The 24,588-nt window shown below is 55.3% G+C and carries 24 protein-coding genes and 1 tRNA gene; 17 read left to right on the top strand and 8 right to left on the bottom strand.

Translation table 11 applies throughout. The annotated features are described in order from the left end of the window. Positions 1-124: 124 nt before the first annotated feature. Positions 125-646 (top strand): nucleotide exchange factor GrpE, encoded by a 522-nt coding sequence (gene grpE / locus HMPREF9098_RS05960; RefSeq protein ID WP_040564309.1) that lies wholly within the window; start codon positions 125-127, stop codon positions 644-646. Between the two features lie 69 nt (positions 647-715). Here the strand turns inward: grpE and zwf are convergent, their stop codons facing one another. Together zwf and guaA are read right to left on the bottom strand one after the other, a co-directional pair. Next, positions 716-2,158 carry a glucose-6-phosphate dehydrogenase gene (zwf, locus tag HMPREF9098_RS05955; protein WP_003782922.1) on the bottom strand — a complete coding sequence of 481 codons (1,443 nt, stop codon included), beginning with the start codon at positions 2,156-2,158 and terminating at the stop codon, positions 716-718. A gap of 129 nt (positions 2,159-2,287) precedes the next feature. After that, positions 2,288-3,853: a glutamine-hydrolyzing GMP synthase gene (guaA, locus tag HMPREF9098_RS05950; protein WP_040564308.1), complete on the bottom strand. Its 1,566-nt coding sequence runs from the start codon at positions 3,851-3,853 to the stop codon at positions 2,288-2,290. 413 nt (positions 3,854-4,266) lie between these two features. On the opposite strand from guaA, the gene HMPREF9098_RS05945 reads away from it, so the two are divergent. Beyond that, positions 4,267-4,623, top strand: coding sequence for a hypothetical protein (locus HMPREF9098_RS05945; protein ID WP_003782919.1), 357 nt, complete (start codon positions 4,267-4,269; stop codon positions 4,621-4,623). Between the two features lie 111 nt (positions 4,624-4,734). Here HMPREF9098_RS05945 and HMPREF9098_RS05940 read toward each other — a convergent pair whose 3' ends face one another. From HMPREF9098_RS05940 to HMPREF9098_RS05930, 3 genes are all read right to left on the bottom strand, one after another. Beyond that, complete coding sequence (locus HMPREF9098_RS05940) at positions 4,735-6,168, bottom strand: NAD-dependent succinate-semialdehyde dehydrogenase (RefSeq protein ID WP_040564777.1); 1,434 nt, start codon at positions 6,166-6,168, stop codon at positions 4,735-4,737. Between the two features lie 116 nt (positions 6,169-6,284). Continuing rightward, on the bottom strand, positions 6,285-7,544 hold the full coding sequence (gene gabT / locus HMPREF9098_RS05935) for a 4-aminobutyrate--2-oxoglutarate transaminase (RefSeq protein ID WP_003782916.1): 1,260 nt from the start codon (positions 7,542-7,544) through the stop codon (positions 6,285-6,287). A gap of 378 nt (positions 7,545-7,922) precedes the next feature. Next, on the bottom strand, positions 7,923-10,145 hold the full coding sequence (locus HMPREF9098_RS05930) for a TonB-dependent siderophore receptor (RefSeq protein WP_003782913.1): 2,223 nt from the start codon (positions 10,143-10,145) through the stop codon (positions 7,923-7,925). Positions 10,146-10,418: 273 nt separating this feature from the next. On the opposite strand from HMPREF9098_RS05930, the gene HMPREF9098_RS05925 reads away from it, so the two are divergent. Beyond that, positions 10,419-11,519 (top strand): glycerol dehydrogenase, encoded by a 1,101-nt coding sequence (locus HMPREF9098_RS05925; protein ID WP_003782911.1) that lies wholly within the window; start codon positions 10,419-10,421, stop codon positions 11,517-11,519. A gap of 90 nt (positions 11,520-11,609) precedes the next feature. Here HMPREF9098_RS05925 and HMPREF9098_RS05920 read toward each other — a convergent pair whose 3' ends face one another. Both HMPREF9098_RS05920 and hemA read right to left on the bottom strand, forming a co-directional pair. Then, on the bottom strand, positions 11,610-12,803 hold the full coding sequence (locus HMPREF9098_RS05920) for a transferrin-binding protein-like solute binding protein (RefSeq protein ID WP_040564776.1): 1,194 nt from the start codon (positions 12,801-12,803) through the stop codon (positions 11,610-11,612). Positions 12,804-12,929: 126 nt separating this feature from the next. Then, complete coding sequence (hemA, locus tag HMPREF9098_RS05915) at positions 12,930-14,171, bottom strand: glutamyl-tRNA reductase (protein ID WP_003782908.1); 1,242 nt, start codon at positions 14,169-14,171, stop codon at positions 12,930-12,932. 226 nt (positions 14,172-14,397) lie between these two features. On the opposite strand from hemA, the gene pdxH reads away from it, so the two are divergent. The 12 genes from pdxH to HMPREF9098_RS05855 all read left to right on the top strand — a co-directional run bounded on the left by pdxH (position 14,398) and on the right by HMPREF9098_RS05855 (position 21,535). Continuing rightward, on the top strand, positions 14,398-15,030 hold the full coding sequence (gene pdxH / locus HMPREF9098_RS05910; protein ID WP_040564307.1) for a pyridoxamine 5'-phosphate oxidase: 633 nt from the start codon (positions 14,398-14,400) through the stop codon (positions 15,028-15,030). Between the two features lie 187 nt (positions 15,031-15,217). Next, entirely contained in the window at positions 15,218-16,015 is a 798-nt protein-coding gene (locus HMPREF9098_RS05905; protein ID WP_040564306.1) for an ABC transporter ATP-binding protein, read from the top strand. 149 nt (positions 16,016-16,164) lie between these two features. After that, a complete protein-coding gene (gene mlaE / locus HMPREF9098_RS05900) occupies positions 16,165-16,938 on the top strand; it encodes a lipid asymmetry maintenance ABC transporter permease subunit MlaE (protein WP_003782903.1) in 774 nt (257 codons plus the stop codon). A 104-nt stretch (positions 16,939-17,042) separates the two neighbouring features. Then, positions 17,043-17,537, top strand: coding sequence for an outer membrane lipid asymmetry maintenance protein MlaD (gene mlaD, locus HMPREF9098_RS05895; protein ID WP_003782901.1), 495 nt, complete (start codon positions 17,043-17,045; stop codon positions 17,535-17,537). Between the two features lie 61 nt (positions 17,538-17,598). Beyond that, on the top strand, positions 17,599-18,219 hold the full coding sequence (locus HMPREF9098_RS05890; RefSeq protein WP_003782899.1) for an MlaC/ttg2D family ABC transporter substrate-binding protein: 621 nt from the start codon (positions 17,599-17,601) through the stop codon (positions 18,217-18,219). Continuing rightward, on the top strand, positions 18,220-18,501 hold the full coding sequence (locus HMPREF9098_RS05885; protein WP_003782897.1) for an STAS domain-containing protein: 282 nt from the start codon (positions 18,220-18,222) through the stop codon (positions 18,499-18,501). A 41-nt stretch (positions 18,502-18,542) separates the two neighbouring features. Continuing rightward, positions 18,543-19,265: an MlaA family lipoprotein gene (locus tag HMPREF9098_RS05880; protein ID WP_232617984.1), complete on the top strand. Its 723-nt coding sequence runs from the start codon at positions 18,543-18,545 to the stop codon at positions 19,263-19,265. Between the two features lie 4 nt (positions 19,266-19,269). Beyond that, positions 19,270-19,629 (top strand): hypothetical protein, encoded by a 360-nt coding sequence (locus HMPREF9098_RS05875; RefSeq protein ID WP_003782893.1) that lies wholly within the window; start codon positions 19,270-19,272, stop codon positions 19,627-19,629. Continuing rightward, entirely contained in the window at positions 19,629-20,042 is a 414-nt protein-coding gene (locus tag HMPREF9098_RS05870) for an acyl-CoA thioesterase (protein WP_003782888.1), read from the top strand. Before HMPREF9098_RS05875 ends, HMPREF9098_RS05870 begins: the two co-directional genes overlap by 1 nt. Then, positions 20,039-20,530: a TlpA family protein disulfide reductase gene (locus tag HMPREF9098_RS05865; protein ID WP_003782885.1), complete on the top strand. Its 492-nt coding sequence runs from the start codon at positions 20,039-20,041 to the stop codon at positions 20,528-20,530. The genes HMPREF9098_RS05870 and HMPREF9098_RS05865 overlap by 4 nt, the downstream gene beginning before the upstream one ends. A gap of 93 nt (positions 20,531-20,623) precedes the next feature. Then, positions 20,624-20,699, top strand: a tRNA-Asn gene (locus HMPREF9098_RS05860). Between the two features lie 89 nt (positions 20,700-20,788). Then, positions 20,789-21,535 carry a methionine ABC transporter ATP-binding protein gene (locus HMPREF9098_RS05855; RefSeq protein WP_003782883.1) on the top strand — a complete coding sequence of 249 codons (747 nt, stop codon included), beginning with the start codon at positions 20,789-20,791 and terminating at the stop codon, positions 21,533-21,535. Between the two features lie 62 nt (positions 21,536-21,597). Here HMPREF9098_RS05855 and HMPREF9098_RS05850 read toward each other — a convergent pair whose 3' ends face one another. Next, positions 21,598-22,278 carry an MOSC domain-containing protein gene (locus HMPREF9098_RS05850; RefSeq protein ID WP_003782882.1) on the bottom strand — a complete coding sequence of 227 codons (681 nt, stop codon included), beginning with the start codon at positions 22,276-22,278 and terminating at the stop codon, positions 21,598-21,600. Positions 22,279-22,393: 115 nt separating this feature from the next. Here HMPREF9098_RS05850 and HMPREF9098_RS05845 point away from each other — a divergent pair, with 115 nt between their 5' ends. Together HMPREF9098_RS05845 and HMPREF9098_RS05840 are read left to right on the top strand one after the other, a co-directional pair. After that, positions 22,394-23,974: a phosphoethanolamine transferase gene (locus HMPREF9098_RS05845; RefSeq protein WP_040564305.1), complete on the top strand. Its 1,581-nt coding sequence runs from the start codon at positions 22,394-22,396 to the stop codon at positions 23,972-23,974. Between the two features lie 19 nt (positions 23,975-23,993). Then, positions 23,994-24,584: a hypothetical protein gene (locus HMPREF9098_RS05840; protein WP_003782880.1), complete on the top strand. Its 591-nt coding sequence runs from the start codon at positions 23,994-23,996 to the stop codon at positions 24,582-24,584. The last annotated feature ends 4 nt before the right edge of the window (positions 24,585-24,588 follow it).

Genomic DNA, 24,588 nt, shown 5'->3' with positions numbered 1-24,588 from the left:
ATGAGACAAGGCGAGCCAACGCCGTATCATTGCGATTTCAATCCACTATATCTTGAAAACCCTTCTTTTGCCCCTATATAACCCCATGAAATTTTCTTTTTTTAAATCCAAACAAGGTGCCACTATGAGCGAAGCTACTGAACATATGGAAAACGAAACCGCTGCCGAACAAGAAGCATTGGACACGCCAGAAGCAATGAAGGAACGTATTGCCGAACTGGAAGGCATGCTGCAAGATGAGAAACTGCGCGGTCTGGCGAACGAGCAAAACCTGCGCCGCCGCCATCAGGAAGAATTGCAGGCTGCACACAAATTTGCCGCGCAAAAATTCGCCGCCGAAATGTTGAGCGTGAAAGATTATCTGGAAATGGCGCTGCAAGACCAAAGCGGCCAGTTTGACGCGCTGAAAATGGGCGTGAGCATGACGCTGAACGAATTGGTGAAAGCGTTTGAAGCGGCGCAAATCAAAGAAATCCCTTCTGCCAAAGGCGAAGCGCTGAACCCGCACCAGCACCAGGCCATGCAGGAAGTGGATGCGCCCGAACAGGCGCCCGGCACCATTGTCAGCACGCTGAAAAAAGGCTATGTCCTGCACGACCGCGTGTTGCGTCCGGCCATGGTTACCGTGGCCAAAGCCGCACAATAATCCTGCCGATGAAAAAGCAGCCTGCACTTGGATTTTCAAGGTGCAGGCTGCTTTTTTGTTCCGCCAATCTTATTGTTGGTCTTCCAACCAGGCATTGCCGTCCCGTGCCAGCAAGTCTTTGGCTTCTTGCGGGCCCCAGCTTTGTGCGGGATATTCGCACGGTTTGTCGGGCGTGGTTGCCCAGTAATCCAAAATCGGCATTACCCATTCCCATGCTTTTTCCAATTCGTCGCGGCGGTTGAACAGATTCAGCCGTCCGTCAATCACTTCGCGCAGCAGTAGTTCGTAGGCTTCGGCACGGCGCTCGTCCGACACTTGGGCCATGTCCAGCGTCATCGTGGCAGCCTGCACGTCCAAACCGCTGCCTACTTGTTTGACCCACCAAGTCGTGCTGATGGTTTCGTCCGGCTGCAAACGGATGACCAAGCGGTTCGCATTCGCGCCAAACAACGGCTTCGCCTGCGGTTTGAAATTCAGCACGATTTCCGCACTGCGCGAAGGCATGCGCTTGCCCGTGCGCAGATAAAACGGCACACCCTGCCAGCGCGGCGTGTCGATTTCGGCGCGGATGGCGACATAGGTTTCGGTGCGGCTGTCGGCCGGCACGTTGTGTTCCTGCAAATAACCCTTCAGCCCGTTGGCGGCGGTGTATTGCGCGCGAATCACGTTGCGCGCCACATCGTTTGCCGTCATCGGTTTGAGCGCCGCCACGACTTTCAGTTTTTCATCGCGCACATCGTCCGCGCCCAACGATTTCGGCCGTTCCATCGCCACAAAGCACAGCATTTGCATGATGTGGTTTTGCACCATGTCGCGCAGCGCGCCCGTGCTGTCGTAAAACTCACCGCGCTCTTCCACGCCCAGTTGTTCGGCAATGGTAATTTGCACGGATTGCACGAAATCGCGGTTCCACACGGGTTCGAAGAAAATATTGCCAAAACGCAGCGGCAGCACGTTTTGCAGGTTTTCTTTGCCCAAATAATGGTCGATGCGGTAAATCTGCTGCTCTTGGAAATATTGTGCCACATCGGCATTGATTTGCTGCGAGGAGGCCAAATCGGTGCCCAGCGGTTTTTCCAGCACAATGCGGACGTTGCTGCCGTTCAAGCCGACTTTGGCCAAATGTTCGCACGCGGGCGCGAAAAATTTGGGCGCGGTGGAAAGGTAAATCACCACGTTGTCGGTTTGCGTGCGCGCCTTCACGGTTTGCGCCAGCCGTTCAAAATCGGACAAATTGTTTACATCGACCGTCAGGTATTGGATGCGCCGGACAAAACTTTGCCACATTTCTTCGCTGAAATGCGTTTTGATGTGGATTTTGCTGTCGCTGTGGATTTTTTCCAAGAAGCCGGCTGTGTCGAGTTTGCTGCGCGATACGCCCAGAATGCGCCCTTCGGGGTGCAGTAGTCCGGCCGCATGCGCCTGATACAGGCAAGGTAGCAGTTTGCGCATGGCCAAATCGCCGGTGGCGCCGAATAAAATGATGTCGAAATTGTTAAGTTGTGCAGTCATTGCCGAACCTTTCAAAATAATTGTGCAGGCTGCTTTTTTCGTGTTGCGGGGGATGGCGGTTAATGTGTGCCGTCAGGTTAAAAAGCAGCCTGCACTTTGCATTCTGCTCAAAGTGCAGGCTGCTTTCCCTTATTCCCACTCAATCGTGGCGGGCGGTTTGCCGCTCACGTCGTACACCACGCGGTTGATGCCGCGCACTTCGTTGATGATGCGGTTGGACACTTTGCCCAAGAGCGAGTAGGGCAGTTCCGCCCAGTGTGCGGTCATGAAGTCGCTGGTGATGACGGCGCGTAGGGCGACGACGTAGTCATAAGTGCGCCCGTCGCCCATCACGCCCACGGATTTCACGGGCAGGAACACGGCAAACGCTTGGCTGGTGAGGTCGTACCAAGAGGTGCCGTTTTCGTCTTTGTGGTTGCGCAGTTCCTGAATGAAAATGTCGTCTGCCTGGCGCAGCAGGTCGGCGTATTCGCGTTTTACTTCGCCCAGAATCCGCACGCCCAAGCCGGGGCCTGGAAAGGGGTGGCGGTACACCATTTTGCGCGGCAGGCCGAGTGCCACGCCCAGTTCGCGTACTTCGTCTTTGAACAAGTCGCGCAGCGGTTCGAGCAGTTTCAGCTTCATGTTTTCAGGTAGCCCGCCCACGTTGTGGTGCGATTTGATGGCGTGGGCTTTTTTGGTTTTCGCGCCGGCGGATTCGATTACGTCGGGATAAATCGTGCCTTGCGCCAGCCATTTGGCGTTGGTGAGTTTTTTCTCTTCGGCGTCAAACACTTCAATGAATTCTGCGCCGATGATTTTGCGCTTCTGTTCTGGGTCGGTCACGCCGGCGAGTTTCGCCATAAACTGTTCGCTGGCATCCACATGAATCACGCGCACGCCCAAGTTGTCGGCAAACATTTTCATCACATTTTCGGCTTCGTTCAGGCGCAGCAGGCCGTGGTCGACGAACACGCAGGTGAGCTGGTCGCCGATGGCGCGGTGGATGAGTGCGGCGGCCACGGAGGAATCCACGCCGCCGGACAAGCCCAAAATCACTTCGTCGTTGCCGACTTGTTCGCGGATTTTGGCCACGGCTTCGTCGATGTAGTTCGGCATGGTCCAGCTGGGCTGCGCGCCGCAGATGTCGAGCACGAAGCGGTTGATGAGGGCGCGGCCTTGTTTGGTGTGGGTGACTTCGGGGTGGAATTGGATGCCGTAGAAGCGGCGTTCTGCATTTTCCATCATGGCGATGGGGCAGGAGGGCGTGCTGCCGATGGTGCGGAAGTTTTCAGGCAGCCTGCTCACTTTGTCACCGTGGCTCATCCACACGTCCAAGGTATTCGGTGCGCCGTCGTGAATGCCGTTGGTGAGCGCGCTGTCTTGCGTTTGCACTTGCGCGTAACCGAATTCGCGCTGGTTGCCGGCCTGCACTTCGCCGCCCAAATGGTGCGCCATAAACTGCATGCCGTAGCAGATGCCGAGCACGGGCACACCCAAGTCGAACAGCCCCGTGTCGGCCTGGTATTCGCTGTCGTACACGGAATTGGGGCCGCCGGAAAGGATGATGCCTTTGGGGTTGAAGGCTTTGATGTCGGCCAGCGGCATGTCGTAGGGGTGCAGCTCGCAATACACATGGGCTTCGCGCACGCGGCGGGCGATGAGCTGGGCGACTTGCGAACCGAAGTCGAGGATGAGGATTTTGTCGGAGGTCATGTCGGCACTTTTACAAATACAAATAAATACTAAAAACAGGCGACCCAAATCGGGCGGATGAATGGGCGTTATCAAAAATACAACACATTCATCAGAAAATTTGCGGCAATTTTAACATAATTTGCGGCGGTTTTTATGGTGCAAATAAGGTGCATATTTGAAAAAAAGAAGCGGCGGCGATATTGCCGGGCGAGTGTTGCAAATGCGCTAAACGTTGCAAGATAAAGGCCTTATCCCTAGTGTTGAAGCGTAAATAACTTTGACACGGCTGGATTTTGAACTTAAAATGCCGATTATTTTCTAGACGCTTTCTAGGCAATGAAATGAGTCGGTAGGCAAATACCCGATTGATGATAATTTGAAAATATTGACTCAAAACCAGTGATTTTATTATTTATTTAGGAGTTGTAACTATGAACTACGATGCAATTGTATCCGAATTATTGAATGTTGACGGTGCTTTGGCTGCTGCTGTGGTGGACTACGAGAGCGGCATGTTGTTGGCAGGTGGCGGTTCTTCTGCAATCGACTTGGAAATCGCTGCTGCGGGCAATACCGAAGTGATGCGTGCCAAAGTAAAAACCATGCAAATGTTGGGTTTGAACGATGCCATCGAAGATATTCTGATGACTTTGGGCAAACAATACCACTTGCTGCGTCCTTTGCCTAAACATGACGGTTTGTTCCTGTATTCTGTATTGGACCGCTCTAAATCTAACTTGGCTTTGGCTCGTCGCGCTTTGGTGGATGCCGAACGCCACATGGGTTAATCCGAAACGGTAAAAAAATGATGCAGGCTGCTTTGAGATTTCAAGCAGCCTGCGTTTTTTATGTCGAATCGTTTGGGGTGCAGGCTGCTTTTTTGTCTGCAAATTCAGCCCTCAGCCCAAATCCAAACACAAATATTTCAATTCCAAATATTCGTCCGTGCCGTATTTGCTGCCTTCGCGCCCCAAACCGCTGCGCTTCACGCCGCCGAACGGGGCGACTTCATTGCTGATTAAGCCCGTGTTCACGCCCACCATGCCGTATTCCAAGGCTTCTCCCACGCGCCATTGCCGTGCCGCATCGCGTGTGAACACATAAGCCGCCAAGCCGAATTCCGTGTTGTTGGCGGCGGCAATCACTTCGTCTTCCTGCTCGAAGCGGAACACGGGGCACAGCGGCCCGAAGGTTTCTTCGCGCGCCACCGCCATTTGAGCCGTCACATCGCGCAGCACGGTCGGTTCGAAAAACGTGCCGCCCAATGCGCTGCGTTTGCCGCCTGTCAGGCAGCCTGCACCTTTGGCCAAGGCATCGGCGATATGCGCTTCCACTTTGGCCACCGCCTTTTCGTCAATCAGCGGGCCTTGTTGCACGCCGTCTTCCAAACCGTTGCCCAATTTCAGTTGCGCCGCGCGTTCTGCCAACTTGGCGGTAAACGCTTCGTAAATGCCGGCCTGCGCATAAACGCGGTTGGTGCAGACGCAGGTTTGCCCGCTGTTGCGGAATTTGCTGGCCAGCGCACCTTCCACCGCCTTGTCCAAATCCGCGTCGTCAAACACGATGAACGGCGCGTTACCGCCCAGTTCCAAGCTCAATTTTTTAATGCCGGTGGCGCTTTCGGCAAAGATTTTCGCGCCCGTTTCGGTGGAGCCTGTGAAGCTGATTTTGCGGATAATGGGGCTTTGCGCGAAGGTTTGCGCGATGTCGGCGGCGGAACCGCACACGATTTGGAACAGGTCTTCCGGCACGCCGGCCTCATACGCCAGCACGGCTTGGGCATACGCGCTCAACGGCGTTAAAGAGGCGGGTTTGACCAGCATGGCGCAGCCCACCGCCAAAGCAGGCGCGGCTTTGCGCGTAATCATGGCGGCAGGGAAGTTCCACGGTGTAATGGCGGCGGCCACGCCAATCGGTTGTTTGATGACCAACAGCTTCTGGTTGGCTTTCACGCTGGTCAGCACGTCGCCGTCAATGCGCCGCGCTTCTTCGGCAAACCAGCGTACGAAGGCGGCCGCGTAATCGATTTCGCCGCGCGATTCGGCCAGGCTTTTGCCTTGCTCCATTGTCATCAGCCGTGCCAAACCTTCTTTGTGTTCTTTCATCAGCCGATACCATTGCCACAAAATATCGGCGCGTTCCAAGGCAGTTTTGGCGGCCCATTGTTTTTGCGCGGTTTGGGCTTGGGCAATGCGTGCTTGCAGTTGTGATATGTCGGTGGTGCGCACATGGGCGATGGTTTCGCCGGTGGCGGGGTTGCGCACGGCAATGCTGCTCTCGGCGGGGGCGAACGAGATATCCGCGTGGCGAAGTAGGGGGGCAATGGTGTTCATGGCAGTCTCCAAAAGGGTGTTGCGGTGTGGCAGGTTTGAAAAAGCAGCCTGCACTGTGAAATTCGGCGTGCAGGCTGCTTTTTTCATACGCTCAAAAGCAGCCTGCACCCGAATCATCAGGCGGTGCGCGCTTCTTCAATCGCCTGTTTCAAAATGGCCAGGCCGCGTTCGAATTGCGTTTGTTCGATGGTCAGCGGGTAAAGGAAGCGGATAACGTTGCCATGTGCGCCGCAGGTGAGCAGTAGCAAGCCGTGTTGCATGGCAATCCGTTTGACTTTGTTGGCAAAATCGGTGTTCGGCTGTTCTCCGTTGCCGAATTCCACCGCCACCATCGAGCCCAAGCCGCGCACTTCGCCTATTTCAGGCGCGTTCAGATCGGTCAGGAAGGCTTTCAGTTGGCCGCCCAAGGCTTGCGAGCGCGCCAGCAGGTTTTCTTCCGCAATGATGTCCAGCACCGCCAAACCTGCGGCAATGCCCAACGGGTTGCCTGCGTATGTGCCGCCCAATCCGCCCGGGCGCGGCGCGTCCATCATCTCCGCCCTGCCGGCCACACCGCTCAACACGATGCCGCCCGCCAGCGATTTGGCCATGGTGATTAAATCGGGTTCGACACCGTAATGCTCCATAGCGAACATTTTTCCTGTCCGCGCATAGCCCGACTGGATTTCATCGGCAATCAGCACAATGCCGTATTCGTCGCAAATCTGCCGCACGGCGCGCATGAATTCGGGCGGCGCAATGTTGAAGCCGCCTTCGCCCTGCACGGGTTCCAAAATGATGGCGGCCACATTTTCGGGCGCGATTTCGGTTTTCAGGATGCGGCGGATGGATTTTATGGCATCGTCCGTGCTGATGTTTTGCGTGGCGGACGGGAAATCGGCATGGTAAACGCCGGTGGGCATGGCGCCGAAGTCGGCTTGGTAAGGCAGCACTTTGCCGGTCAACGCCAGCGTCATCAGTGTGCGTCCGTGAAATGCGCCGCCAAAGGCAATCACGCCGTGCCGTTTGGTGTATGCGCGGGCAATTTTCACCGCATTTTCCACCGCTTCCGCGCCTGCCGAGAAAAATTGGATTTTGCTTTTGCCCGAAATCGGCAGCAGCTTGATAATCCGTTCGGCCAGCGTGATATAGCTTTCATACGGGGTGAGCTGGAATGCGGTGTGGGTGAATTTGTCCAGTTGCGCTTTCACGGCGGCGACGACTTTCGGGTGCCGGTGCCCCGTGTTCACCACGCCGATACCGCCGGCAAAGTCGATAAATTCGCGCCCGTCGGTGGCTTTGAGCGTGGCGTTTTGTGCGCTTTCCACAAACCAGTCGCAGCCGATGGAGGCGCCTTTGGGCAGAATGTCATGCAAACGTGTTTTTAAGTCGGTCATGTTTGAAATCCTTTCGTTTGGCCTGGGGTGTTGGCAGATTGTAAACCTTTTTTTGCACGGCGGGGCTGTGTTTTGCTGTCTGATGACGGTGGGGTTTTGCGTTTGAAAAAGCAGCCTGCACATCGGAAATCCGTGTGCAGGCTGCTTTTATAGTGAATTAAAATCGCAATGATACGGCGTTGGTTCGCCTTGACATACTATTTGTACGCCTTGCGGCTCGCCGCCTTGTCTCATTTTGATTTTAATCCACTATATCGGTGTAGTTGCATTGATTGGAAAGGTGGCTCAATACCGTGCGGCCGTTCAAATACGGCGCGATAAAAAGTGCAGGCTGCTTTTCGTGTGTTGGAAAGCAGCCTGCACTTTAATGGCCAGTGTTTAGAACTCAAATTTTGCCGTTAGGCTGATTTCGCGTGGTCTGCCATAGGCCACCATCGGGTATTCGGCGTAATTGCCGGTGGCCGATGTGAAGTATTGGCGGTTGGTCAGGTTTTTCGCGTTCAGGCGCAGGCTAAAATTGCGGTTGTCCGCCATCGGCACGTTGTAGGCCAGGAATGCGTCTGCCACCACTGCGCTTGGGATTTTCCAAGTGCGCTCGCCGGTGGTAACGTTCTTGCCGACGTGCCAGCTGCCGTTGTATTTCGCGCCGATACCGCCGCGCAGGTTGCCCGGGCCGATTTTGCCGAAATCATACGTCAGATACGCACCGAACTGGTGGCGCGGCGTGTTGTTCAGAGGCAGGCCGACAATCGCGTCTTCGCCTTCCAGCGTTTTGGTTTCCGTGTAGGCATAGTTGGCATTGACGCCCAGTTTGTCGGTAATCAGGCCGCCCACTTCGGCTTCCAGGCCGTAGGAACGCGCACGGCCGGCAAAGCGCACATCGTTGGCCGCCGTGTAGCGCACGTTGCGTTTGATGATGTGGAACGCGGCAACGCTGCCCGAAATGCGTGCACCCGTGTATTTCGCGCCGATTTCAAACGCGCGACCTTTTTCCGGTTGCGCATCGGACGGCAGTTCGCTGGAGATGGATACTTGCGGGCGGAACGAAGAGGCGTAGCTGCCGTACAGCGACCATTCTTTGTTCATGCGGTACACCGCGCCGATTTGCGGCGACACGTTCCAGCCGCTGTTGTCGGTGTTTTTATAGAAACGCAGGCCGGAAGCATAGCGCGCTGCGGCATTGGGGGCACGCGGATTGACATAGCCCATGCGGCCGGCCATTTGGTCGTAATAATCCACGCGCACGCCGCCGGACAGAATCCATTTGTCGTTCAGATAAGCCACATCGTTTACCGACAGGGAAACGGTTTTCAGCAGTTCGGTTTGCTGTGTGTTACCGCCGTAGCCGTCAAACGTGTTCACACCGGGCATCGGGCGCACGGTGCTCGCGCTTGGGGCGTACATATTGTTCGTGTAGGTCCGGTTGCTTTGGTACACTTTGGCCAGCAGGCGGCTGTTGCGCATGGCTTCCAGGCCAATCGACAATTTGTGGCGCACGCTGCCCCACATCAAATCGCCTTGCAGGCTGAAGCCGACGTTGTGCACGCGCAAACCCGCGTCTTGTGTGCCGTCGATGCGGTAGCGCACGTCGCCGGTGGTGGTGTTGATGCCGGCGGCGGATTGGGTAATCCGCGCTTTCCAGTCGTCATAAGTGTGGTAGGTGTAGCCGTAGTTGAAGCGCAGTTTCCATTGTTCGCTCAAATAATGGTCGATGGAAAGCTGGAACATGTGGTTTTTGCCGACCTGCTCGTTATATGGCTGGTCGATACGGCGTTTGGCCGGAATGCGCAGCGGTTTGCCGTAGTTCGCGCCGGGCGTGCTGTCTAAGAACGTGCCGCGGTCGAACGGGGTTTTGTAGTCCAGATATTCGTATGACGCGGTGATGGTGGTGTTTTCGCCTTTCCAGCGCAAAGAAGGCGCGATAGTGGTTTGGCGGATTTTGCCGAAATCGCGCCAATAGTCGCTTTGGCGGTGGTCGGCAATGAAGCGGTAGGCAAACGCGCTGTTGCCGATACGGCCGGTGCTGTCGAAACCGAACTGGCGGCTGTTGTTGCTGCCGATGCTGGCTTCAACGGAAGTGGCGGATTTGTATTGCGGCTGTTTGGTCACCACGTTCACCACGCCGCCCGGGTCTTGCACGCCGTACAGCACGGAAGACGGGCCTTTCAGCACTTCCACACGCTCGGCGGTGGGCGAGAAGATGTGTGTTTGCGACATCTGCATGCCGTTGCGCAACACGGAATTGTCGCGGTTGTCGCCGAAGCCGCGTTTCACCACGGCATCCAGCGTGCCGGCCAAGGTGTTGGCTTGGCGGATGCCGCTCACGGTCTGCAAGGCTTCGTCCAAGGATTCGGGGCGGCGGTCTGCCAACACGGCAGAAGTGACCACGTTCACGCTGCGCGGCACGTCCGACAAGCGCGTGTATCCGCCGCCGACCACTTCGGCCGCCATGGGTTGGTAACCGTTGTCGTAACGCGCTGCTTTGCCGGTTACGTGTACGGTTTGCAGTTCTTGCCCGTTGTTTTCGCTATCTGTGGCGTTTTCGGCCCAGGCTGTGCTGTGAATGGCTGCCAGTGCTAAAATCAATGCTTTGATTTTCATGTGTTTTCCAGTGAGGTAAAAATCTCTAAAAGACAAAAATAGGATAAATAATCCAATAAAAGGCGCGGAATTTTACGATATTTAATACAAAAATACAAATAATTATGAATTATTTTTATTTGCAAACCGAAATATTGTTTCGGTTCTCAGCTAGGTTCGAAATAATACTGAAAGAAAATTTCCTTGATATAGGGCAAGTCACTGCCGGTCGATTGGGCGTATAAAGATAATTATGTTGTTTGTGTTTTGTTTTTAAAGCGATAGGAGCTAAAAATGTCTGTTGTGAAATCCATTACATCACCCATGAAATTTTTAATCCAAGCCGGCCTGCTGGCGGATTTGGGCAAGCATATCGAACAATACGGCAAAAAGGCCTTGATTATTGCCGACCCGTTCATCCAAGAGAAGGCGCGGAAGGACAGTGCAGGCTGCTTTGAAGAATGCGGCATTCAGGCGGTGTTCAGCGTGTTCGGCGGCGAATGTTCGGACGATGAAATCAACAAAAACCAAGCCTTGTTTGCAGAGCATTCCTGCGAATATGTGGTCGGCATCGGCGGCGGCAAAACGCTGGATACGGCGAAAGCGGTGGCGTATTACCAAAAAGTGCCGGTGGTGATTGTGCCGACGTTGGCATCGACAGACGCGCCGTGCACGGCTTTGACGGTGATTTATAACGCGGACGGTTCGTTCAACCGCTACCTGTTCCTGCCGAATAATCCGAATGCGGTTTTGGCGGATACGAAGCTGCTGGCGGCCGAGCCTGCGCGCTTTTTTGCCGCGGGCGTGGGCGATGGTTTGGCCACTTATTTTGAAGCCAGAACGTGTTATGCGTCCAACGGTATCAACTTGGTGCTGATGCAGCCGAGCCTGACGGGTTTGGGCATTGCGAAAATGTGTTATGAGACGATTCGCGATTTTGCGCCGCAAGCCATGCACGCGGTGGCGGCGAAAGCAGTAACGCCTGCGTTGGAAAAAACCATTGAAGCAACGATTTATATGAGCGGTGTAGGCGCGGAATCGGGCGGTTTGGCGGCGGCGCACGCCATCCACAACGGCATGACGGCGGTTCACGATTTGCACGGCGCCATGCACGGCGAGAAAGTGGCGTTCGGTTTGGTGGCGCAGCTGGTAATGGAAGGTGCGTCTGCCGAAGAATTGGACGAAGTCATCGGCATTATCAAAGCGGTCGGCCTGCCTTTGACCTTGCAGGATTTGGGCTTGAAAGAGTTCAAAGAGGCGGAATGGCGGCAGGTGGCGGAACTTTCCTGCGCGGAAGGGGAAACCATCCACAACGAACCGTTTAAGGTAACGTCGGATATGGTGTATGACGCGATTGTGGCGGCGGACAAACTGCTGCAAACGTATCGCGGATAAGATTTGCGTTATAGTGGCAACTGAAAAAAGCAGCCTGCACTTCCATTTCCAGAATGTGCAGGCTGCTTTTCGGTATGTTCGGGCAATGCGTTATTGTTTCACCGCGCCGAATGCGCCGATACGGTCTTGGCCGACGCCCGGATGTTCGCGGAAATCGCCCGCCAGCGCTTCGGCGTTGTTGCCGTAAAACTGGCCGTGCATTTCTACGCGGCTGCCGGGTGCGCTGTGGAAGTTCGCGCCGTCCAGTTTGCCGCTCAGTTGTATCGAGTCGTTGCCGTTGCGGCGGTTGGTGATGTTGCCGTCGATGGTTCTGTTGGCAAAGTCCACGGAGAAGCGCGATGACAGATTGTTGTTCACAGTGCCGATGCCGTTGTTGTTCACCCAAACGGCCGTGCCGTTATACAGCGCTCTGCCGGATGTGGGCACCACGCCGGTATAGGTGCGGCCTTGGTAGAACGTTTGGTACGCGCCCGAGGCGTTGGTGTCGTTGTTGCGGATGAGGCCGAATTTCACGTTGTCGTAGCCGCTTTCTGTGCCGTTGTAGTTTCTGCCGGTAACATTGGCGGAAAAGTCCTGCCATGAACCGTTCAGATTGTTGTTGGCCAGCGGAATGCTGACGTTGTCGACCGACAGGCGTTCAAAGCCGACTGAAGGGTTGTTGCCGTTGCGGGTGTTGTAGAAACTGGTTGCCGTGTCGTCGCCGAAAATCTGTACCCAGTAATAAATGCCGTTGATTTTCGCCAAGCCTACGCCGATTTTGGTGAAATCGCCGTTGATCATGTTTTGGTAATGGCCTCGGCTGTTTTTCCAGCCTGTCATCACGCTTTGGGTATCGCTATAACCGTATGCCAGGTTTTCGCCCGCGACTCCGTATCCTGTCAGACCAGAGTGCCATGCGGTATTACCCGGGCGGCGGTGCTCGAAATCGCGAGAGATTTCTTCGGCGCGCTGCTGTGCGTAGGCAGTCAGTTGCGGGTCTTCCGCCAAGCTGCCTGCACCTTTGCGCCCGCGTTCCAAATTGGTTTCGAGAATGACGTTGGCCGCCATCATTCTGTCTGTGCTGCTTTCCGGCTTGGCAATGTTGTTTGAATTGGCCACGACGGAGTAAATGGTGGTGTCCTGCGTGCGTTGGTAGGTGGCTTTGTCGGCATTAGCTGGGTCGATTTGGCGGACGGGAAGAGTGTTGCGGCTGTTAGTGGTGACACTGTCGCCACCACCGCCACCGCCACATGCAGCCAGCGCGAGTGTTGTGGCAATGGAAAGAACCGTTGCGTTGAATTTCATGAAAAACTCCTTTCGGTTGGTGTGGTTAAAATAAATGATGCGCCATTGTAATGTGTTTTGTGCCGCCCACAAATTAAAAAGCAGCCTGCACTTCATATTTTTCAAGTGCAGGCTGCTTTTGTGTCTCTATTTTGGTAAACGGTATACCTGTGTCAGCGCATTGACCACGTGCGTATCATGCGCGGTAGCTTTGTTCAAAGCGCGGGTGGGCGAGTGCAGCAGTTTGTTGGTTAATTGCACCGACAGGCGTTCCAGCACTTCTTCGGCGGGCGTGCCTTTGGCCAGTTGGCGCATGGCGTTTTCCAACACTTGTTTGCGGGCGCGTTCGCCTTCGTCGCGCAGGGCGCAAATGAGCGGTACGCGCTGGCGGCTCTGTTGCCATGCCAAAAATTCCGCCACTTTCGCCTGCACCATCTCTTCAGCTGCTGCGGCTGCCGCTTGGCGTGCTTCTTTGCCTTGGTGGACACGCTCCGCCATATCGTCCACAGTAAACAGCACCGTTCCGCCGATGTGCGCCACTTGCGGCTCGATATTGCGCGGCACGGCCAAATCCAAGAAGAATTGTGTTTTTCCGCTGCGTTGTGCTGCCGATTGCGCCGCCATCTCCCGCGTAATCAATTCCCGCTCGCTGGCGGTGCAGACAATCACCACGTCATATTGCGCCAGTTGGGACGGAATATCTTCCAGCGCTGCGGTGCGTGCGTTCTGCCCCAATTTGCGGCACAAGGCTTCTGCACGTTCCGCCGTGCGGTTGGCCACGGTTAATGTGCGCGGCTGTTTGGCGGCAAAATAAGCGGCCACCGATTCGTTCATTTCCCCAGCGCCCACAAACAGGATGTTCAACGAATGAATATCGCTGAAAACCTGCTCTGCCATGCGGTAGGCCGCCGATGCCATGCTGACCACGTTGTCGCCCACGCCGCTGTGCGTACGGACTTCCTTGGCGGCGGCAAATGTCCGTTGGAACAGCGCGTTGAGCCAAGTGCCGACACTGTTTTGCGCTTTGGCCACACGCACGGCTTCTTTCATCTGCCCCAAAATTTGCGGTTCGCCCAAAACCATGCTGTCCAAACCGCAGGCCACGCGGAAGGCATGGTGGATGGTTTGGCTGCAGCCGAGGGTGTAAAGATACGGGCGGATTTCCGCTTCGGAGACATTGTGATAATGCGCGAGCCATTCGATAACCGCATCGGCATCGCCCACGCAATACAGTTCGGTGCGGTTGCAGGTCGATAAAATGACGGCTTCTGCCGCATGCAGCGCCAAATCGCGCAGTGCTTCGGGCAGTTGCGCGGCGGTGAATGCCAGTTTTTCGCGGATAGACAAAGGGGCGGTTTGATGGTTCAGCCCGATAGTAGTTAATTTCATTATCGTACAGCGGCTTATGTTGGTTGAAGTCAATGAAGGACGAATTGGGTCCTTCCGTTTGAAACGTGGAGATTATAGCAAAAAATTACTGTGTTTTCAAAAATCAAAGTTTTTAACTATTGAAATGCGAGTCATTATCATTTAAGGCGGGTTGCCTTTTGCGGAAGGGTGCAGGCTGCTTTTGAATGGGGCTATAATTCTGCTGTTTGCTTTTTGGAGGAATGCGATGGATTTACACGACATCCGGCAAGATTATTGCCGGCAGGAATTATCGGTGAGCGCGTGTGCCGACCATCCCATCACGCAGTTCGAGCAGTGGCTGAACGAAGCCATGGCCGCGCAGGTGCACGAGCCGACCGCCATGAATATCGCCACGGTCGATGAAAACCAACGCCCCAGCGCGCGCATGGTGCTGTTGAAAGAAGTGGGTGAGCAGGGTTTTGTTTTTTTTACCAATTATGCCGGACGGAAAGGGCGGGCGCTGGCGCATCAGCCGTTTGCTGCGCTTACGTTTTTCTGGCCGGAATTGGAGCGGCAGGTGCGTGTTGAAGGGCGGGTGGAGAAGCTGCCGGAAGCGGCTTCGGACGAATATTTCGCCAGCCGTCCTTATACCAGCCGCATCGGTGCGTGGGCCAGCGAGCAGAGCCAAGTGATTGAGGGCAAAAAAACGTTGGTGGCGCGTGCCGCCATATTCGCCGCCAAATATCCGCTGCACGTGCCGCGTCCGCCGCATTGGGGCGGCTATGTGCTGGTGCCGGACTGCGTGGAATTTTGGCAGGGGCGGCCCAGCCGATTGCATGACCGCATCGTGTACCGTTTGCAGGAAGGGGTGTGGCGCAAAGAGCGCTTGGCGCCGTGAACGGAAAAGCAGCCTGCACTTTGAACGGCAATGACCGGCAACAGGAAATACTGTCGGCAACGCGCTGAATAAGCCCGAATAAACGGCGGAAATGAAAGTGCAGGCTGCTTTTGGGTTTGCCGCCCCAACTTGTAAGCAGCCTGCAATATCCTTTAATATATGCGCTTTATTTTTTCACGAACACATCATGCCGGCCATTGAATTTCAAAACGTTGTCTTTGCCTATGGCGACCGCACCATTCTCAAAAACGTCAATTTTGTGATTGAGCAGGGGAAATTTGCCGCCATTCTGGGCGGTTCGGGCAGCGGTAAAACCACCATGATGCGCCTGATTACGGGGCAGCTGCGCCCTTCATCGGGCAAAGTTTTGGTGAACGGCGAAGATTTGGCGCAGTTTTCCGCGCAAAAAATGCAGGCGCACCGCCGCAATATGGGCGTTTTGTTCCAGCACGGCGCATTGTTTACCGATTTGAGCGTGGAAGAAAACATCATGTTCCCCATGCGCGAGCTGACCAAGCTGCCGCCCGAAGTGATGCGCGATTTGGCGGTGCTGAAACTCAATGCCGTGGGGCTGCACGGCGTGGAAAAGCTGATGCCGTCCGAACTTTCCGGCGGCATGGCGCGGCGCGTGGCACTGGCGCGGACGATTGCGCTTGACCCGCAACTGATGTTGTTCGACGAACCGTTTACCGGGCTCGACCCGATTTCGCTGGGCGTGATTGCCCACCTGATTTACCGCGTGACCAAAGCCCTGCGCTCTACCAGCGTGATGGTAACGCACGATGTGGGGCATTCGCTGCAACTGGTTGACCAGATTATCTTTTTGGCGCATGGCGAAATCCTGTTTTCCGGCAGCCCAGACGAAATGGTGCAGTCGGATTCGGCGTGGATTAAGCAGTTTGTCGGCGGCCTGCCCAACGGGCCGGTGGCGTTCCGTTATCCTGCCGACAAGGATATGCGCGAAACCATGCTCGGCCGGTCGTGAGGCGGATAGATCGTATATCTGCAGAATTTCCAATGCGCGAAATTGCGGCTTTTTTCCAACAAATAATTGTCGGATTTGTTTAAATTCGGGTGCGGTTGTGTAAAAAATATGAAAAGCAGCCTGCACCCCATTCTTGACAGACAAACACCATGAACCCGATTCAAAACATCGGCGCGAAAACCATTGCCTTTATTCAGGCGCTCGGTGCGACCGTTTTATTTTTGCTCAATATCCTGATGCTGCTGCCGCAGTCGCTGTTCCGAATGCGGCTCACCGTGCGGCAGATGTATTTTTCGGGCGTGATGTCGGTGCTGATTATCGCCGTGTCGGGCTTGTTTGTCGGCATGGTCATCGGTTTGCAGGGCTATACGCAGCTAGCCAAATTCAAGTCGGCGGACGTGCTGGGCTTTATGGTGGCAGCGTCCCTGCTGCGCGAATTGGGCCCTGTGCTGGCGGCGATTTTGTTTGCCAGCAGCGCGGGCGGCGCGATGACCAGCGAAATCGGCCTGATGAAAACCACCGAACAGCTGGAAGCCATGAACGTGATGGCGGTGAACCCCGTGGCCCGCGTGGTGGCGCCGCGCTTTTGGGCGGGCGTGCTGTCCATGCCGCTATTGGCGTGTATTTTTAACGTGGCCGGCATTTATGGCGGCTATTTGGTCGGCGTGCAATGGCTGGGGCTGGATTCCGGCGTGTTCTGGTCGAATATGCAGAACAATATCGATGTAGTTTATGATGTGGGCAACGGCTTGCTGAAATCGCTGATTTTCGGCACGGCGGTGTCGCTGATTGCCGTGTATCAAGGGTTTCACTGCACGCCCACGGCCGAGGGGATTTTGCGTGCCAGCACGCGCACGGTGGTGTCGTCCGCGCTCACGGTGCTGGCGTTGGACTTTATCCTGACGGCGTTTATGTTTACATAAGCAGCCTGCACTTTGGCGTCGCACAACTATCAGGGCGGCGCGGTTTGTCGGTATAATGATGGGTTCCGGCGTGGACACGGGACAGTTAAACAGGTGAATTTATAATGAAAAAGAGTATTTTGGAATTTTGGGTGGGTTTGTTCGTCCTGCTGGGCGTTGCCGCGTTGGGCGTGCTGGCGTTTCAGGCGGCGGGCGGCAAATCGATGGGCGGCGGCGCGCAGACGTACACAGTGTATGCATCGTTTGATGATATCGGCGGCTTGAAACCGCAGGCGCCCATCAAAACGGCGGGTGTGCTGGTGGGGCGCGTGGAGAGCATTGAGCTGGACCCGAAAAATTTTCAGGCAAAAGTGCGCATGAGTTTGGATAAAAAATATGCGTTCAGCGTGGATTCCAGTGCTAAAATTCTCACTTCCGGCCTGCTGGGCGAGCAATACATCGGCTTGGAGCAGGGCGGCGAGGAGGACAAACTGCGGGACGGCGACACGCTCACATTGACCACTTCGGCCATGGTGCTGGAAAATTTAATCAACAAATTTGTCAATAATTTCATTAACAAAGAGCAGCCTGCACCTGCCAGCGGGCCGACATTGCCTTAAAGGCAAAAGTGCAGGCTGCTTTTGAAACGCATATCATATATTGACCGGAAAGGATAACCACATGAAAAAAATGCAACTGATGACGGCTTTGAGCATCGGCGTATTGAGCATCAACCTGGCATTTGCCACACCCAAACAAGCGGTGGAACAAGTGCGCGAAAACGCCGGCCAAGTGCTGAATATCCTGAAACAGGCCAATGGTCGCAATGATGCCGCCGTGCGCAAACAGGCGGAAGATTACGCCACGCCGTATTTCGATTTTGCCCTGATGACGCGTTTGGCGGTGGGCGCGCCTTGGAACCGCGCCAGCGAAGCGCAAAAACAAACGCTGGTGCAGGAATTCCGCAAAATGCTGATTCGCGTGTACGCATCGCAAATGCTGCGTTACAAAAATGCCCAAGTGCAGGTGAAGGACAACGCCGTGGCCAAAGACGGTGGCAGCCTGCTGCGCGGCAAACAGATTGTCGAAGTGCGCGCCACCATCAAGCCCACCAGCGGCCAGCCGGTGGAAGCCGTGTTCAGCACATATAAAGACGGCAATATCTACCGCGTGTTCAACGTGTCGTTTGAAGGCGTGTTCAAATTGGTGGAAAGCCAGCGCCAGCAATTCAAGCCGATTTTGGATGCCAAAGGCGTGGACGGCCTGATTGCCGAATTGAAAAGCAAAAACGGCAGCCGTTAAATGAACAGCGAAGTGCGTGAACAATGCCTGTATCTGTCGGGCGACGTGAGTGTGCAGACGCTGGATACCGCCGCGTACCGCCAATGGAAGCAGCAATGCGCTTCCGACGACATCCGCGCCATCGACTGGCAGGGTGTGACTCGTGCGGATTCAACGGCATTGGCCTTGATGATTGCCGCTTTGCGCGCGCGCGGACAAAGCAGCCTGCAATGGCGCAACCTGCCCGAATCAGTGCGGCTGTTGGCAGAACTTTATGAGATTGAAGAATGGATAAGCGAATAAAACAAATATCGTGGCTGTGTTGCAGCCTGGTTTTGCTAGGGTTGAGTACCACTGCCCGCGCCGACAACACGCGCGACCCGTATCAAGGCTACAACCGCGCCATGTTCCGTTTCAACGAAGCCGCCGACCGCTATGTGATGGCGCCCGTGGCACGCGCTTACCGCACCGTAACGCCGAAACCCGCACGCACCGCCATCGGCAATTTCTTCAATAATTTGCGCGATGTGCACAGTTTGGGCAGCAACCTTTTGCGCGGCAATATCAAAAATGCCGGCATCGATCTGATGCGTGTCGCCATCAATACCACCTTCGGTTTGGGCGGCCTAATCGATATTGCCGGCGAGGCGCAAATGCCGAACAACAAAAACACCTTGGGCGATACATTCGCTTCGTGGGGCTGGAAAAACAGCAATTATGTCGTGCTGCCATTCCTGGGGCCGACCACCATGCGCGATGCGTTAGGCACCGGCATTCACACGGCGTATTCGATTAACGGCGTGGTGATGCCCAAAGATGCCGTGCGCTATCCCGCCGCCGTGGTGGACGGCATCGACCAGCGCGAGCGCCTGCTGGATGCCACCGACACGTTGGACGAAGTGTCGCTGGACAAATACACCATGATGCGCGATACCTACATCGCCATGCGCAACAAGCAATTGGGTATTACCCCGCCCGAAAGCGAAGAAGAAGCCCTGACCGATCCGGAAGCCGATTGGCAGGACGGCACGGCAGCCGCTTCCGCCCCCGCAACGACACAGGAGTAGCCTTATGTATGAAGTGAACCGCAGCGTTTTTATCGTGATTCCGCGCGAACCGTTTTGGTATTGGCTCAACGAATTGCCCGACAGCGATTTGGGCGGCCTGAACCTGATCGATTTGCAGGAAGACGCCAATTCCTATTTGGTGGACGCCTGCGAAAATGCGGACGAATTGTGGGACATTATCGAAGAGCGCGTGGAAGAAATCTTTGCTGCCGAACTGGCCGACTGGTGCGCAGACGAAACCCATTGGCCGGATTTGCATTTGGATATTTTCCGCGAATGGTTTGATGTCGAATTGTCCAGCATTGTGACCGATTTGAGCAGCGAGCCTTTGCAGCGCGAATCCTTTCAGGAAATTTACTGCTGATGCAAAAGCAGCCTACACCCGATTTCGCCGTCCGCGTTCTCAATTATCATCTGGACGGCTACGGCCATGTGAACAACGCCCGCTATCTGGAATTTCTGGAAGCGGCGCGTTGGCATTTTTTTGAGCACTACCAACTGCTGGGCAGCCTGCGCCAAGCACAACTGGTCGTGGCGCGCGCCGACATCCGCTACCGCCGTGCTGCCAAATTGGACGAAATTCTGAATATCCGCAGCCGTCTGCAAAGCGTGCAGTCGCGGCAAATTATCCTGACGCAGCAAGTGGCGGAACAGGCAGCGGGCAGCATATGCGCCACTGCCGAAATCACACTCGTCCCCACCAATGCCGACGGTAAAATGTGCAGGCTGCCTGACGCATTGCACACATTGCTTACACACCTATTGGAAACATCATGAAAAAAATAGGCATTTTTGCCGCCGTTCTGATTGTGGCCGGCCTGATTGCCGTCATGCTCAAACCGAGCTATTCCGCCGCGCCCGAATTCTCCCTGACCGATTTGAACGGCAAAACCGTGAATCAGGACGAATTGAAAAACCGCGTCAGTCTGGTGAATTTTTGGTTTCCGTCCTGCCCCGGCTGCGTTTCCGAAATGCCCAAGTTGATTCAGATGGCAAAAGATTATCGCGGCAAAAACTTCCAGATTATCGGCATTGCCGTGCCGGTCGATTCCGAAGCCGCCGTGCGCGAATACGCCGCGCAGCACCAACTGCCGTTCACCGTGCTGCTCGACCCGCAAAAGGCGGCGGTGAGCCGTTTCATCAAAACCGAACTGTATCCCACCAGCTTTCTGATTAACCAGAAAGGCGAAATCGTGCACACCTTTGTCGGTGAGCCGAAATTTGCGGAACTTTATCAAACGGTGGATGAATTGCTGAAAAAATAAAATTTTGAAAAACAATGAAATAGAGAAAAATATTTTTTCGATGCGAATTTTCGCTTGACGAAAAACCGTATTGCTTTATAATGCGCAGCTTATTCCCTGATAGCTCAGTCGGTAGAGCGACGGACTGTTAATCCGCAGGTCGCTGGTTCGAGCCCAGCTCGGGGAGCCAAATTCAGCAAGGGCTTAAACGATATATGTTTAAGCCCTTGTTTTTACTTTACCGTTTGCCGCCGCACACCGGCCATATTGATTGTGAAGATGAACATGATTCGTTTGGAAAATGTCAGTAAAAAATATCTGCATAGCGATAAAAAAACGTGGTTTTCCGCTGTCGAGCCGACCAGCCTGTCCATCCGCCAGGGGGAAATTTTCGGGTTGATGGGCTATTCGGGCGCGGGTAAATCCACATTGTTGCGCTTAATCAATCTGTTGGAGCGCCCCGATTCGGGCAGCGTGGTGGTGGGTGAGCAGGATTTGACGCGACTTTCAGAGGCGCAATTACGACAGGCGCGGCAGAATATCGGCATGGTGTTCCAGCAGTTTAATTTGTTGAGCAACCGCACGGTGGCGGAAAATGTGGCGTTTCCTTTGGAAATTGCAGGCTGGCCGGCGGACAAAATTGCGGTGCGCGTGGCGGAATGCTTGGAAATTGTGGGTTTGTCGGAGCGTGCGGGCCATTATCCGGCGCAGTTGTCGGGCGGGCAGAAGCAGCGCGTGGGGATTGCACGCGCATTGGCGCCGCGCCCCAGCGTGATTTTGGCGGACGAGCCGACTTCCGCGCTTGACCCGATTACAACGCGCAGCGTGCTGGCGTGTTTGCAGGAAATCAACGAGCGGTTTCAGGTAACGATTGTGATTGTGACGCACGAAATGGCGGTGATTCGCAAACTGTGCCACCGCACGGCCTTGCTGCATCAGGGAAAGCTTTTGGAAGTGGCGGAAGTGAAAGACGGTGTGATTTTGGCGCAGTCGGAAATCGGACAGGAATTGCTGCGTGATGATTAGCGGTGGAAAAAGCAGCCTGCACTTTGAGGAATCGAGTGCAGGCTGCTTTTTTGCTTTGCGCATCATTGGCCGAATAATCTGCGCTGCCAGTCTTCACAGGCGCCGGTGAGCAGGCGCTGCTCGAACAGGCGTTGCCAAGAGGAGGGCAGGGGCAGGCGCAAGGCTTCGCGCATGGCGTGTTCGTCGCAATTTCGGCTGTCGATGAGTTGTAGGATGCGTGTCAGCGGCCAATCAGGAAACGGGCGTTCCAGCAGGAAAATCGGGTCGCCCGCCTGAATCCGGCCTGTTTCCAGCACGCGCAGATACCAGCCGCAGCGCAGGCTTTGCTGCACCTGCAACGCCATGTCGGCAATGCCGAAACGTTCGTTCAGCTTCCAGCACGGTTGCCGCCCTTGGCTCACTTGGAAGCGCGCCGTGCCGATTTGCCAAATATCGCCCATGCAGACATTAGTTTCGTCCGCGCCGTCAATGCACAGGTTTTCGCCGAAGCCGCCGGCCTGAAAACGCAGATTGTCGGAATAAAGCGCGCGCCAGTAATCATAATTGGCCAGCGTGTAGCAATGCACGGCCTTGTCCGCGCCGCCGTGGAAACGCGTGTCGCCCACGCTGTCGCCCGCTAATGTGTCGGCCAGCACTTCGACCGTGCCGTGTGCAGGCTGCCTGTCAATCGCGCTGACCTGGCCGCGTGCAAACGGCTGCGGCTGCCCGATACGGATTTGGCGGAGAATGGCGGTTGGGTTCATGGAAGTGTCCTTTAAATGTGGGGCAAAAAAGTGCAGGCTGCTTTTCCTGCCTGCCGATAACGCGCCATTTTACGCTACAATACCGTTCTTTGTGACCATCTCAACACATTTCAACATGCACCGTTTCCCTGCTTCCCTGTTTCTGCTCAATGCAGTTTTGTCGGGCTATATTTTCATTTTGAACGGCTGGGCGAACCATGATTTGGCCGGCATTGCCGCTTCCGTGTGGGGCGCGTTGGCCTTGTTTGCCATCGGCTCGTTGTTCACGCTGCTGCCCAAGTGGCTGTTCAAACTGTTTTGGACGCTCAACCTGCTCGCCGCCGCTATTGCCGTGTTTTCGCGCGGGCAATACAACATTTTCATTTCCGAAGATATTTTGCTAAGCCTGCTCACGGTGGAAAGCGAATTGACCGCCGAAATGGTGTCGCTGCCATTTATCGCGTTTACCGTGTTGCTGGGCATTGTGCCGGCGGTGCTGCTGTGGCGGACACCCGTTGCGCCGCAAACGTGGAAACGGCGTGCGGCATTGGCCGTGGCGGGCGCAGTGCTGGGCGTGCTGGCGGTGGGCGGTATTTTCCAATGGAAGGGCTACACGTTCCGCAGCAAAGGCAGCATCCGCGACAGCCGCTTCATGACCGACATTTTCCATTTTTCGCCGCTGGACGTGTATTTTAATGGGCAACGTGCCTACAAAGCAGCGCGCAACCTGCGTAAAAATTATGCACATGTGGAAATTTTATCGCAGAAATATCAATATCAAAGCAAAAACGACGATTTGCTGCTGGTGTTCGTCATCGGCGAAAGCACGCGCGGCGACCGCTTCTCGCTCAACGGCTACGGCCGCAACACCAATCCGCAGCTGTCGCAAATCCCGAATTTGTACAGCTTCAAACACGCGCAGTCGTGCGATACGCTTACCATCAATTCCGTGCACTGCCTGGCATCGCCCATGCTCAAATCCAGCCCTGACCGCACGCCGCGCCAGTCGTCTTTCGGCGAAGTGCTGCATTCGCTGGGCTACCACACCGAGATTTACGCGCTGCAAAGCCTGTCGGAGTTTTATAAATATTTGAATTACGACAAATTGGTCAGCAAGCACCAGATTGTGGCGGAACAGCAAACGGGCGCGTGGGACGCGGCGCTGCTGCCTTATGCGCGGCAGGCCATCGGGCAATATCGCGGCGGCAAAACGCTGTTGGTGCTGCACACGCTCGGTTCGCACCAAACTTATGCCGACCGTATTTCGCCGCAATTCCAAGTGTTTAAACCCTATTGCACCAATCCCGACGTGAGCAAATGCAGCAAAACGGAGCTGGACAATGCGTACGACAACACGGTGCTGGGCGTGGACAACCTGCTGGCGGACGTGATTCGCCAGTTGGCGCAGAGCGGCAGAAAAGCCCTGTTGTTTTATGTGTCCGACCACGGCGAATCGCTGGGCGAAAACGGCAATTATTTCCACGGCAAACCGGTGGCAGTGGCGCCGAAAGAGCAGTTTTCCGTGCCGTTTGTGGTGTGGTTTTCCGATGCGTACCGGCAAACGCCCGAAGGCGCGGCTTTGGCGCAGCGCGTGGCGGAAGCGGCAAATTCGGATAAGGCGGTGTCACACGACTATATTTTCCACAGCGTGCTCGGTTGCGCGGGCGTGGTGTCGCCTAATGGCGGCATTGACGATAAGTTGAATTTATGCCATTGATAATGTAAGAGAAAATAAGATGCAGGCTGCTTTTTCATTGCCCAAAAGCAGCCTGCACTTTAAAAACGGAAACGGCGGCACGATGATTATTTATGACGACCAACCCGATTATGATGACCACCGCCGCGCCAGCCGCATTCGGTTTGCCGCTGCCAATTTGCCTGTTTTGCTCGGTGTGTGGCTGCTGGCGGCCATGCTGCTTTGGCTGGGCAAAACGTGTATGGAAAACAGGTGCGGCGGCAATGTGATGGGCGGGCAGATTGGCGGCGCGATACAGGTGTTTGTGCTGGCGGTGTATGGCCTGCTGCATTATCAAAACCGCTGGCTGGAACGCCGTTGCAATGATGCAGGCTGTGGCGGGCGCATTGCCGAAATCATGCTGTATGCGGCGATGGTATTGGCCGTGGCCAGTTTCGTGCTGCCGATGTTGGCCCTGCCCATTGTGTTTGGCGGCCTGCTGCAATTTGTGTTCGGGCTTGCGCTGCCGTCTAATCCGCTGCCCAATCTGATGGGCTATCCGAAGCCCGACACGCCCGCGCTGAAAGGGTTTGCCGCGCTTTCGTTTGTGGTGGCGGTGCTGCTGGCGGCGTGGCTGGTTTGGATGCAGTGAGGTG

It is taken from the genome of Kingella denitrificans ATCC 33394 (assembly GCF_000190695.1).
Taxonomy (GTDB): Bacteria; Pseudomonadota; Gammaproteobacteria; order Burkholderiales; family Neisseriaceae; genus Kingella_A; species Kingella_A denitrificans.
The sequence above is the reverse complement of the archived record's forward strand: the minus strand, read 5'-3'. Positions and strand labels throughout refer to the sequence as shown.